This is a genomic window from Mycobacterium sp., from assembly GCF_965229265.1.
Taxonomy (GTDB): domain Bacteria; phylum Actinomycetota; class Actinomycetes; order Mycobacteriales; family Mycobacteriaceae; genus Mycobacterium.
The window spans coordinates 45,235-57,651 of record NZ_CBDDIY010000008.1 but is presented as its reverse complement, the minus strand read 5'-3'; the positions used below and the strand labels follow the sequence as shown (position 1 = coordinate 57,651).

Below are 12,417 nucleotides of genomic sequence, written 5' to 3'. Positions count from 1 at the left end.
CCGGGACCGTCAGACCGCGGGTTTGGTGACGGTGACGGGCTTGTCCCATTCAGACAGGTTCAGCTGGACGCTGTTGCCCTCGCTGACGTCGACCTTGGCCTGCACCAGCTGGTGGGGGTCGTTCTTCTCGATCCACACCGTGGCGGGCAACGGGCTGCTCGACTTGATCTGGGGGATCAGCTTGGTGACGGCATCGCCGGTCACCTTGCCCGACACCCGGATGGTGTCGACACCGTTGATGGTTTCGCTGGCCTCGGACTTGGCGTCGCTGATGCTGCCGAGCAGGTTGGCCAGCCCGCTGTCGGCGTTGAGGATCACCGACGGGTCGTAGATGTCCTTGGCCGGACCCATGTCCAGCCAATTGTTGGGAGTAAGCGCGGCGTAGAGCGTTCCGTCCACGACGACCAGCTGGATGTCGACGTCGGAGCCGCCCATGGAGATGGTCGAACTCCCCGAGATCGCGACGGCCGGCACATTGGTCAGGTCACCGGACAGCTTCTTGACGGGCAGGCCCTCGATCTTGCCGTTGACGGTGATGTCCAGGTGAGCGCTCTTGAGCGCCTTGGTGGCCTGGATGGATTGTTGGACCAATCCGGGCGCGTCAGGCAGCGACTCGGCGGGCTTCGAGGAGGAGCAGCCCGCGACGAACAGGGCGGCTGTGGCGAAGAGGGTGGCAAGGACGGCAAACATTCGGCGGCACGTCGGCATAGGTGCATCGTAGAGGGTCGCACCGACGTGGCCCCATGTGCGACGCCGGTTGTCTCCGGTGGCACCGGTTCTGGCCTGGAGTTTCGGCGGGCTCGGCGGGGTGTCGACCTGGCCGGGATAGATTGGGCGCGTGTTCACCGGAATCGTTGAGGAACTGGGCGAAGTGGTCGGCAAGGACGATCTGGCTGACTCCGCGCGGTTCGTCATTCGCGGCCCCGTCGTCACCGCCGATGCCCGCCACGGCGACTCGATCGCGGTCAACGGTGTCTGTCTGACCGTCGTCGACGTGCTACCCGGCGGGCAGTTCAGCGCCGATGTGATGGCCGAGACGCTGAACCGGACGAGCCTGGCCGCGGTCGCGGTCGGTAGCCCGGTGAACCTGGAGCGCGCCGCGGCGGTCAACAGCAGACTCGGCGGTCACATCGTGCAGGGCCACGTCGACGGCACCGGGCGGGTGATCTCGCGCACGCCGTCCGCCCACTGGGAGGTAGTGCGTATCGCACTGCCGGCCGAGCTGTCGCGGTACGTAGTGGAGAAGGGGTCGATCACCGTCGACGGCATCTCGCTGACGGTGTCCGCCATCGGCAGCGACTGGTTCGAGGTGTCGCTGATCCCGACCACGCTGGCGCTGACGACCCTCGGGCGGGCGCCGGTGGGCGCTGCGGTGAACCTCGAAGTAGACGTGATCGCGAAGTACGTCGAGCGCCTGCTGGGCGATCGCCAGCTCTGACCTGCCGTGGGCGCGCCGGTGGGCGCTGCAGTGAACCTCGAAGTAGACACGTAACGAAGTGCGTCGTGCGCCTACTCGCCGATCGCCAGTTCTGAGCTGCCAGAACACGTCATCCTTGCTCAGTCCGAAAAGCGAAACTCGTTCAATCCAGAAAACGAAGTTTGCTGAAATTCAGACTCCACGGGTTTCCTAATTGCTTAGTTGGGCTTGACTTCGACTCGGTACCCGTAAATTGGCCGTTCAGTGCGTTCTCCTAAAATTCCGCTAGCAATAACCTTGGTGACAGCTCCGGGTGATGTTAGGTTGCTGGACGGTAAAGTGACGCGTGTCTCCCTGGGTTGCATTCGTGAGGGTCGTCACTCGCAAACGAGCGGGAGAGTTGGTGGGTTCGAAGAAGCGCGGGGGCCGTCACCGGAAGCCCCCGTCCCGTAACGGCCGGCAGGCAGCTCGTAACGGGATTTTCGCGGCCGCGGTGGGGCTGGGCTTGGCGGTCGGCGCCGGACACGGCATGGCCTCGGCCAGCGCAGACGGTGGATCGTCAGATTCCGGCGCAGCACCGCATTCCGCGAGCAACGCCGGCAGCAATTCCGGCAACTCCGCGAGTTCCGGCCGCGGGAACGGATCCGCCGGCCCTGCGCGCGCCCGCTCGGCGGGCAAGGCGCCCGCGGCGGCCTCCAACGGCGGCTCCTCGTTGGCCGTCCGGTCGTCCGGCTCAGGCCGGGCTGTGGTGGCGAGGAGCAACTCGACAGCCACAGCCGGTGCCACCGCGACTGGCGCTGCCGACACCGCTACATCGACCGGCGACACCACGCTCGCGGCACCGGCCGCCGAGAACACGACAACGACGGTCGTGACCGACGACACCGCGACGCCGGCATCAACCGTCTCGCCGACGGCGACGGCCGCCAGCCCGTCGGAATCGACGGGCTCCGGCATCTCGAGGCTCTCCTCGGCCAGGGTTGCCCCAGCCGCCGCAGCCGCCGCCCCGTCGGCCGCGGCTGACTCGATGGACGGCGACCTATCGGCCGTTCAGGACGGCGCCGCCCCGATCACCACCCCGGCGCACTACGACATCCAGACCTCACTCGACGCCTGGGGCGCACAGTTGGACGCCTTCCTGGCGGCCCCGCTTTCTGTGGAGAACGCCTGGCTCAAGTTCCCCGTCACCGTCTTGAACATGTTCTTCACGTCACCGATCGTGTCGGATTCGTTCTCGCATTCGCTCAACGGCATGGCCACCTTCATCAATGAGTTCGTGCCACCGTTCAAGATGGTGAGCGGCGCACCCGAAGCCATCACGCCGGCGTCGGTGACCGCCGCGACCCTCGCGGGCGCAATCGAGGTCATGAACATCGCCCAGACCTGGGACGTCAACGTCTGGGGCGCGGAGGTCATCAGCTTCTCGAACGCGATGGTCGCGCTCGCCAGCGGCGATCTCATCAACGGCTTGAACGATCCGATCATCTCGGCCGGCGCCGGTGCGTTCCTCTCTCCAAAAACCGTGCTGGACAAGATGGTTGATGTCGGACCCGCCCCGAACCCGGTTTCACTTGTCATGTACGTCGCCGTGATCGCCATTTTCCGGCGGTTCGCGGACGTGGCGATCGATCACGCCCCCGTGCTGACTGGCGTGTCGTACAGCCAGACGAACAACGTCACCATCGACGGGGTTGTCGACTTCTATGATCAGGACTTCGACCCGATCACCGGTCCAGACGGTTTTACGCTGCCGGACAACGGCACGTGGTCACTGGCCATCGCCGACGCTGTCGATCCCTGCACGGGTTGCGGGCGTTTCACGTTCCAGCTGGTGAACTGGAACAGCGGCTTTGACAACGGACCTCAACTGCTGACGTTCACTTTTACCATCGATGCCCTGGGCGACGGCACCATCAGTGTGCTGCATCCGTACATGCCCGAAGGTAATGACGCCACAACCAAATTGACGGTGGCCATCACGGTCTACTGGCCCGGCGTCAACGTGCCTAGCTCCACGACCGACTCCCTCGGTGTCGTCCGCGGCGACCTTGTCGGCGACGGCGGTAACGGTTCCCTCACATACTCACTGGTCGACTCCGGATACGGCTCGGACGGCGCCGCTGGACCCCTCAGTGCCGCGAGTGCCGCCTCCACCACCTCGATGTCGGGGTATTCGGCCAAGGGTGGCATTGTCAAGCTGAATTCGGACGGCACCTACACCTACATTCCGACGTCGACGGCGGGGACGACGGATTCGTTCCAGGTTCGGATCGCAGACGACGAGGGCCGGTCCACCGTTCTGACGGTCAATGTTCCGGTTACCGCGCCGCAGGTCACGACGGTGTCCTCGGCGACCAATGTCCAGACGGTCAAGCTGAACCTCCCGGGTGCCGACGTTGGGATGCTCACCTATGCCAAGGGCTCCGATGGCGCGTACGGCACGGTCGTGGTCAACCCGGACGGCACGTACACCTATACCCGCAACCCGAACCTGGGCCACTCCGTCGCCCGCGACGATACGTTCACCGTCATTGGCACCGACTCTGCGGGGCGCACAGTGACTTTCGCGGTTGCGGTCGCGCCGCCGGTGACCAATGCCGTGCCGGTCGGCACCGGGGTGACGACGACGTCTCCGGTCGGGGCACCGACCTACGAAGCGGGCCACGGCCCGGCCGATGAGCAGCACACTACGGGCACGCTGCACGCGACCGACGCCGATGGCGATGCGCTGACCTTCGCCGCCGGCACCTACACCACGTCCAACGGCGGTTCGATCACGGTGAACGCCGACGGCACGTTCAGCTATTCGATGAGCAAGTACGCGTACGACGACGGGGCTGCCATCCACACCCACGACGCCTACTGGCACCACGCTGTCGGCGCGGTGGACACGGTGGCCATCAATGTCGCCGACAATTTCGGTGGTACCACGGCGGTGACGTACGGGATTCCGATCGCGTCGCGCAACGAAGCTCCGACTCTGAACGGCACAACGGGCATCACCCGCGACGCGCTGGGTGTGGTGCGCGGCACCATCAGCGGTTCTGACGGTGACGGTGACGGGCTCACCTACAGCTTGCTGGGTGCCGGTAATCCGGCCGGGGCGACGGCGACATCGTCGTACACCACCAAGGGCGGAATCGTCTATCTCAGCGGCAACTCCTTCACCTACGTTCCGACGTCGGCAGCGGGTTCGACGGACTCGTTCAACGTGCTGGCCAACGATGGTCACGGCGGAACCGCCACGCAGACGGTCAACATCTCGGTGGTGCAGCCTGCTACCACCACGGTGGGCGTGACCGCCACCACCGCGACGGTCAAGCTCACCATCCCGACGAACGATGCCGGAATGCTTTCCTACAGCGTCAATTCCAACGGCGCACACGGCACGGTGGTGGACAACGGCAACGGCACGTACACCTACACCCTCAATCCGGGCGATACCTCACCGAGCGACACCTTCACGCTGCGGGGTACCGACGCCAACGGACGTAGCGTGACGTTCACCATGACGGTCGCCCCGTCGGTGAACAATCGTGCGCCGGTCGCTGGCGGCGTGGTGGTGACGACGAACGCGCTCAATAGTGTGGCGGGTCCGGGCCATCGGCAGGTGGCCACCGGCACGCTGCTGGCGACCGACGCCGATGGCGACACGGTGACCTTCACCACCGGCACCTACAGCACCGCCAATGGCGGTTCGATCACGGTCAACGCCAACGGTACGTACAGCTACACCAGTGAGACGGAGCTGGATGCCTTCGGCGTCCCGAGCAGCCACTGGCACGCGGCCACCGCCGACGGCGCCCAGGGCGACACGTTCACCATCGCACTCAGCGACGGCCGCGGGGGTACCACCACCGCGACCTATTCGATCCCGGTCTATCAGCAGAACACGCCGCCGAATGCGACCACGTCGGTGAGCAATACCAGCACCGACGCCCTGGGTGTGCTGCGCGGCACCATTGTGGGCTCCGACCCGGACGGCTTCTACTCGTGGTCGCAGGTCAAGACCATCTACGACTCGCTGTCCTACAGCATGATCGGCGCCACCGGCGGCAACCTGTACACCGCCAATGGCGGCATCGTCACGATCAACTCGAACGGCACCTTCACCTACGTCCCGAAGGTGGGTGTCACCTCCGACTCGTTCCAGGTGCTGGTCAACGACGGGCACGGCGGCACCACGGCGGCGACGGTCAATCTGACTGGCCTGGCCGCGGCGACGCAGACCACCAACGGCAGCACCTCGACGCCCAACGTCGTGACCGGGCAGATCAATGTCCCGGCCAACGACGCCAGCCTGGGCGGAGGCTGGACCTACAGCCTGGGCGCCGGCCCGTCGAAGGGCACCGTGACGGTCAACGCCGACGGCACCTACACCTACACCCGGACCGCCGGCCTGGGCCACACCACCACGCCGAACGATTCGTTCACGATCGTGGCTACCGACGCCACGGGCAAGTCGGTGACAATCGCGACGATCAACGTGGTGCCGTCGGTGGCCAACAACGCGCCGGTGGGCAACGGTGTGACGACGGACAGCCCAGTCGGGGCTCCCACCTACAACGTGTGGGGCGGGCCGTCTGACGAGCAGCACACGACGGGCACGCTGCACGCGACGGACGCTGATGGCGATACGGTGACGTTTGCCGCGGGCACCTACGGCACTGCTCAGGGCGGTTCGGTCACGGTCAACGCCGACGGCACGTTCACATACGACAACAGCAAGTCCGCGCTGGCCGGAATCCATCAAAGCTACTGGCACACTCATGCCGCCGACGGCGATCCCGGTGACACGTTCACGATCACCATCAGAGATGCCTTCGGCGGCACCACCACGGCGACCTACGGGATCCCGATCGCGAAGCTCAACAATGCGCCGACACTCAGCAGTTCGGTCAGCGGCACCGACACACTGGGTGTAGTGCGCGGCACCGTCTCCGGCTCCGACAATGACGGCGACGGCATGACCTACAGCCTGGTCAATGCCACCGGCGGATCGGTCTACACCACCAACGGCGGCATCGTCTCGATGAGCGGCGCCTCGTTCACCTACGTTCCGAAGGTGGGGGTCACGTCCGATTCGTTCCAGGTGCAGGTGAACGACGGTCATGGCGGCGTCACCACGGCCACCGTCAACCTGACCGGGCTGACCACGCCGGGCACGACGACGGGCGTGGACAGAACGACGACGCTGGGTACCGAGACCGGGACGCTGAACATTCCGTCCCCCAGCGATACCACCGGTCTGGGGCTGACGTACAGCGTGGGCACCGGTCCGTCCAAGGGCACGGTGCAACTCGTCAACACCAACGGCACCTACACCTACACCTACGTACGGAACTCCAGTCTGGGCCACACGACGACCTCGGCTGATTCGTTCACCATCAAGGCCACCGACGCCACCGGTAAGACGGTCACGGTTGCGACGATCAACGTCGCCCCGAACGTGGTCGACAACGCCCCGGTGGTGAGTACGACGACGACCGACAAGGGCAGCACCGACTCGAACAAGTGGCGGCTGGACACGTTGAGCAGCAACGGCGGTAACGACCGGAAGCAGACGACCACCGGCAAGATCACCGCCACCGACGCCGACGGTGACACGCTCACCTATTCGCTGGTCGATCCCACCACCCATGCGAGTGTCACGACCACTACCGACGGTGGCTCCGTCACGTTGAATGCCGACGGTTCCTTCACCTACACGATCACCAAGGACAAGTCGTACTTCCACGCCGCGGCCAAGGTCGGTGCATCCGCTGCGGACACGACCGACACGTTCACCGTGGCGGTGAGTGATGGCCTGGGCGGCGTTGCTTACACCACGGTGACGATGTCCACCTATGCGGTGAACAATGCTCCGACGATCTCAGGTGGCACCAAGGCCAGCCTCTTCGGCCTTTCGCCGACGGTGACCGGGATTTCGGTGTCCGACGCTGACGGCGACTCCAGTGGCTTCGGCAATGTGTATTCCGGTAGCGGCGCCGGCCACACCATCACTAGCCGGACCTACTTCAATTACGACCTGCGCAGAATCGACGCCGACGCGGGGGTCAATTTCTCCGGTAAGACGATTACCCTCACCATCTACGATGGCTATTACACCGTCAGCAATGGGGTCGTGACCGGCACGCCAGCCAAGTCCTCGCCAGCTGGCTCATGGTCCTTCTAGTCGGCTTCTGCGGACGGAAGCGTTGTTGCCCACAGCCCACGGTCACGCGCTTTGCTGGTGCTTGCTACGCGTGACAAGAATCGGCACGGCCACTCGAACTCGTCGCCGGCGCTGTCGCTCTACAGCCCAGCTAACTGCGGCAGTGTTGCGTGGGCGATCAGGAAGTAGATGATCAGCCCGGTGCCGTCGACTATGGTGGCGATCATCGGCCCGGACACCACCGCCGGATCCACCCGCAGCTTCTTCAGCAGCGGCGGCAGCACCGAGGCCACGATCGAGGCCCACAGCACGATCGCGGCGACCGTCAGTGACACCGTGATGGTGACCTGGGGGCCGACTCCAAGGGTCCACGCCCGGATCACAGCGGCCAGGGCCATCGTCGCGGCGATCAGGAAACCTGTCGACACCTCCTTGGCCACGATTCGGGGCAGGTCGCGTAGCCGGACCTGTCCGGTTCCCATGGCGCGGACGAGCGTGGTGGTGATCTGGGTACCGGTATTGCCACCGGTGCCGATCAGCAGCGGGATGAAGAACGCCAGCGCGACGACCGCCTCCAACTCGTCTTCGAATGCCCGCAGCACGGTGCCGGTGTAGGCCTCGGCTGCGAACAACACGAGCAGCCAAACGATCCGCTTGCGCCACAAACGAAGTGGGGATGCGCGAAGGTAGGGGACCTCCAGGGGTTCCGAGCCGCCTTGGCGTTCGGCGTCTTTGGTGGCCTCCGCCTCGAGGATGTCGGCTGCCATGTCCGCGGTCAGCACACCGAGGATCCTTCGTTGGTCGTCGACCACCGGCAACGCGGCCAAGTCGTAGTCGATGAGCGAGTGTGCGGCCTGTTCGGCGTCGACCAAGGGGCGCACCCAGACCGGGTCGTCGCTGGCCAACTCTGCGACGGACTGATTCGGTTGGGCGAGCACGAGGTCTTGGAACTCCACGAATCCGATCAGCCGCCGGTCGGCATCAGTGACGTAGACCAGCGCGCCGGCACGGGCCCGGCCCCGAACCTGGGCGCTCTGCTCGCGAACCACCGCTTCGGCATCGGCAGCGGTGATCGTGTCCGAGACCGTGAACACGTGGGGGAGCATGTGCGCGGCAACGGACTTCGGCGGCCACCGCAGCATCTCGCGGAGGGATTGGGCCGGCTCGTCGTCGATGCGCTCGATGAGCGACTCGCGCGCTGAATTGTCAAGTCTGCGCAGAACTTCGGCGGCGTCATCACACTCAAGGGCTTCGAGCCACCGGGCCGACTGGCCAATATCCGCCGACCTGATGATCCGCGTCGCAAGATCGGCATCGACGGAGCCGAGCAGCTCGGGACCTGTCGACGAATCGAGCAGCGAAACAAATCTGGCCAGCTGTGGCTTCGACATCGAATCGACCTGCCGGCTTCGCTCGGCCGAACCGACCGACCGCAGCCACTGGTCGACGGCGAGCGCGGAGTCCAACTCGGCAGCCCGAACCGGGAGAACGCCTAGTACGCCAGTGCCGACGCCGAGTCCCCTCATCGCGCTCCTGTTCGTTCGGCGTGCGCCGCCCACACCACCGGGTCGACGAGCACGGCCAACTTTCGGCAGCGTCAGCGTAGCGACGGAAGCGGCAGCGCCGGAACTGACGCGAGCGGCGCGCGTCTGCTCGTCCGGCAGCTGGCCACGTCGATGACGGCCCGGCAGGACCTGGCGAAATACGCGGATGCCGCCGTCTCGGCCGCCGCGAAACTCCGCGATCCACTCTCCTGAGCGCAATGGCAACGCCTCAGTGATTTCATCTGTCGTTCACCCCCTGTCGAGATCTGCCGGCCGACCGCGTACGCGCAGTAACGGGGCGCGAATCGTGGGCGCCGCCGGACGGCGCCTCTGCTGCCACCCCGCAAGCCCCTCCTGTCACCTATGTCACACCGCGGGCGGGCCCGCCGCCAATGGCCTGCGAAAATCGGTGATCACAGCTGAGCGGCAATCGACGATCGGGCCACTGGGCAAGACGGGCAATAATCGACCGTGATCGGTGGTTCATACTGTGTGCAGCAGAATCACTTGGAATTCCTAGTACGGACTTCCCATGGTTACAGGGCGGCAACGATGACGAGGCTGGATACCGTCGAGCGGGCGGTCGCCGATATCGCGGCGGGCAAGGCCGTCGTGGTCATCGATGACGAGGACCGCGAGAACGAGGGCGACCTGATCTTCGCCGCCGAGAAGGCGACGCCGGAGCTGGTCGCGTTCATGGTGCGCTACACCTCGGGGTACCTGTGCGTGCCGCTGTCGGGCGAGATCTGCGACCGGCTGGGCCTGCTACCGATGTACGCGGTGAATCAGGACAAGCACGGCACCGCCTACACCGTGACCGTGGATGCCAAACACGGTGTGGGGACCGGCATTTCGGCGTCAGACCGGGCAACGACGATGCGGTTGCTCGCCGACCCGGCCAGCGTGTCTGAGGAGTTCACCAAACCGGGTCACGTCGTCCCGCTGCGCGCCAAGGACGGCGGGGTGTTGCGCCGTCCCGGCCACACCGAGGCCGCCGTCGACCTGGCCCGGCTGGCCGGCCTGCAGCCCGCGGGCGCCATCTGCGAGATCGTCAGCCAGAAAGACGACGGCGCGATGGCCCAGACCGACGAGCTGCGGATTTTCGCCGACGAACACGACTTGGCGCTGATCTCGATCGCGGACCTCATCGAGTGGCGGCGCAAGCACGAAAAGCACATCGAGCGGATCGCCGAGGCCAGGATCCCGACCCGGCACGGCGAGTTCCGCGCCGTCGGCTACTCGAGCCTCTACGAAGAGGTCGAGCACGTTGCGCTTGTCAAGGGGGATATCGCCGGCCCCGAGAACGACGGCCACGACGTGCTGGTTCGGGTGCACTCCGAATGCCTGACCGGTGACGTGTTCGGCTCGCGGCGCTGCGACTGCGGTCCGCAACTCGACGCCGCGCTGGCCATGGTGGCCCGTGAAGGCCGCGGCATCGTGCTCTATATGCGCGGCCACGAGGGACGCGGCATCGGCCTCATGCACAAGTTGCAGGCGTATCAACTGCAGGACGCCGGCGCCGACACCGTCGACGCCAATCTCGAGCTCGGGCTGCCCGCCGATGCCCGCGACTACGGCATCGGCGCGCAGATCCTGGTGGACCTCGGGGTGCGCTCGATGCGGCTGCTGACCAACAATCCGGCCAAGCGGGTCGGTCTGGATGGCTACGGGCTGCACGTCATCGAGCGGGTGCCGCTGCCGGTGCGGGCCAACGCCGAGAACATCCGCTACCTGATGACCAAGCGCGACCGGATGGGCCACGACCTGGCCGGGCTCGATGATTACGACGAGGCGGCGCGGCTGCCGGGTGACGTGGGCGGGGCCCTGTGAGCACCGGACGCCCGGCGCGCGGAGCGCACACATGAGCGGAGGCGACGGCGTCCCCGAACTTCCGGAGATGGACGCCTCGGAGCTGTCGCTGGCCATCGTGGCCAGCACCTGGCACGGCAAGATCTGCAACGCGCTGCTCGATGGCGCCCGCAGGGTGGCTGAGGACGCCGGCATCACCGGACCCACCGTCGTACGGGTGCTTGGCGCGATCGAAATTCCGGTCGTTGCACAGGAACTCGCCCGCAGCCACGACGCAGTAGTCGCTCTCGGTGTCGTGATCCGCGGTCAGACACCACATTTCGATTACGTCTGCGATGCCGTCACCCAGGGGCTCACCCGGGTGTCGTTGGACGAGTCGACCCCGGTGGCCAACGGCGTGCTGACCACCAACACCGAAGAGCAGGCCCTCGATCGGGCCGGGCTGCCCGGTTCCGCTGAGGACAAGGGTGCGCAGGCCGCCGCCGCGGCGCTGTCGACGGCGTTGACGCTGCGCCACCTGCGCGGGGCATGATCACGACGCACGGCGACTGGGATGTCGTGTTGCGGCCCCGACTGACGCCGTACTTCGCCTACGTTGCCGCGTTCGTGATCGCCACCGCCGGCATCACGGTCGGGCTGCTGCTGAAGATCCGCTACACCGGCGCGATCATCCAGACCGCCGATCAGGTGTCGATGGCCGGACTGGGGATCATTCTGGCCGCCGGGATTCTGCTGCTGGCCCTTCCCCGGGTCCGGGTGGGACCAGCCGGTATCGGGGTGCGCAACGTCATTGTGGAGCGGCTCGTGCCGTGGAGTGACGTGTTCGGGGTGTCGTTTCCAGAGGGATCGCGGTGGGCCAGGGTGGACCTGGCCGACTATGAGTACGTCCCGGTGCTGGCCATCCAATCGGTGGATGGCCGGCGTGCCGTCGACGCGATGGACACCGTCCGCGCCCTGGTCGCCAAGTACCGTCCCGACCTCACCCGATCCTGAGCCTCATCACCACTTCCTGGGTGGTGCTGCCCGACGGTATCTCGGTGAACCCGAGACCTTCGTAGACCGTGCGCGCCGCGCCGTTGCCGGGTTCCATGCGCAGCGTGGCGGTCCGCACCCCATGCCGGCGTGCCCAGTCCAGTACCGCTTCGACCAGGCGGCGAGCCAGTCCCTGGCCGCGCGCCTGCGGGTCGACCCACAGCGAGTACACGTAGGCGGTCTCGGCGCTGTCCGGGGAGGCGGCGACCAGCCCGACCGGCCGATCGGCGAGGAACGCCGCGAACTGTGCGTGGTCACGTAGCCGTCTGCGCCAGTCGGCCGGGGTGAACCGCGCTTCGGTGCGGTACTGCGGATCCGAGGTGCCGAAGGTATCTCTGAGCGCCCGCAACCGCAGCTGGGCGAACTGCTCCCAGTCCGACTCGGTGAGGCGTGTGACGCGGGCCGCGGGCACGGTGTCGACGGTAGCGGCTGAGGAGCCGGCCGATTTGGTCCGGGTACTA

The 12,417-nt window shown here is 66.2% G+C and carries 9 protein-coding genes; 5 read left to right on the top strand and 4 right to left on the bottom strand.

Annotated elements, in window-relative coordinates:
- Positions 1-9: 9 nt before the first annotated feature.
- Positions 10-708: an LppX_LprAFG lipoprotein gene (locus ADBZ9K_RS00790; RefSeq protein WP_526617816.1), complete on the bottom strand. Its 699-nt coding sequence runs from the start codon at positions 706-708 to the stop codon at positions 10-12.
- A gap of 130 nt (positions 709-838) precedes the next feature.
- Here ADBZ9K_RS00790 and ADBZ9K_RS00785 point away from each other — a divergent pair, with 130 nt between their 5' ends.
- Entirely contained in the window at positions 839-1,438 is a 600-nt protein-coding gene (locus ADBZ9K_RS00785) for a riboflavin synthase (RefSeq protein WP_526617815.1), read from the top strand.
- A gap of 408 nt (positions 1,439-1,846) precedes the next feature.
- Here the strand turns inward: ADBZ9K_RS00785 and ADBZ9K_RS00780 are convergent, their stop codons facing one another.
- The gene (locus tag ADBZ9K_RS00780; protein ID WP_526617814.1) at positions 1,847-2,374 is read right to left on the bottom strand and encodes a hypothetical protein; all 528 of its coding nucleotides are present in this window, start codon (positions 2,372-2,374) and stop codon (positions 1,847-1,849) included.
- 70 nt (positions 2,375-2,444) lie between these two features.
- Between ADBZ9K_RS00780 and ADBZ9K_RS00775 the strand changes: the two genes are divergently transcribed.
- Positions 2,445-7,592, top strand: coding sequence for a beta strand repeat-containing protein (locus ADBZ9K_RS00775; RefSeq protein WP_526617813.1), 5,148 nt, complete (start codon positions 2,445-2,447; stop codon positions 7,590-7,592).
- 119 nt (positions 7,593-7,711) lie between these two features.
- Here the strand turns inward: ADBZ9K_RS00775 and mgtE are convergent, their stop codons facing one another.
- On the bottom strand, positions 7,712-9,097 hold the full coding sequence (mgtE, locus tag ADBZ9K_RS00770; protein WP_526617812.1) for a magnesium transporter: 1,386 nt from the start codon (positions 9,095-9,097) through the stop codon (positions 7,712-7,714).
- A gap of 570 nt (positions 9,098-9,667) precedes the next feature.
- Between mgtE and ADBZ9K_RS00765 the strand changes: the two genes are divergently transcribed.
- Genes ADBZ9K_RS00765 through ADBZ9K_RS00755 form a run of 3 tightly spaced genes read left to right on the top strand, consistent with a single transcriptional unit; the run spans position 9,668 to position 11,917 of the window.
- Positions 9,668-10,945, top strand: a complete 1,278-nt coding sequence (locus tag ADBZ9K_RS00765) for a bifunctional 3,4-dihydroxy-2-butanone-4-phosphate synthase/GTP cyclohydrolase II (protein ID WP_526617810.1) — start codon at positions 9,668-9,670, stop codon at positions 10,943-10,945.
- A gap of 31 nt (positions 10,946-10,976) precedes the next feature.
- Entirely contained in the window at positions 10,977-11,456 is a 480-nt protein-coding gene (ribH, locus tag ADBZ9K_RS00760; protein ID WP_526617809.1) for a 6,7-dimethyl-8-ribityllumazine synthase, read from the top strand.
- On the top strand, positions 11,453-11,917 hold the full coding sequence (locus ADBZ9K_RS00755; RefSeq protein ID WP_526617808.1) for a PH domain-containing protein: 465 nt from the start codon (positions 11,453-11,455) through the stop codon (positions 11,915-11,917). Before ribH ends, ADBZ9K_RS00755 begins: the two co-directional genes overlap by 4 nt.
- On the opposite strand, the gene ADBZ9K_RS00750 is transcribed toward ADBZ9K_RS00755, so the two are convergent.
- Positions 11,904-12,368, bottom strand: a complete 465-nt coding sequence (locus tag ADBZ9K_RS00750; RefSeq protein ID WP_526617806.1) for a GNAT family N-acetyltransferase — start codon at positions 12,366-12,368, stop codon at positions 11,904-11,906. The genes ADBZ9K_RS00755 and ADBZ9K_RS00750 overlap by 14 nt on opposite strands.
- Positions 12,369-12,417 lie beyond the last annotated feature (49 nt).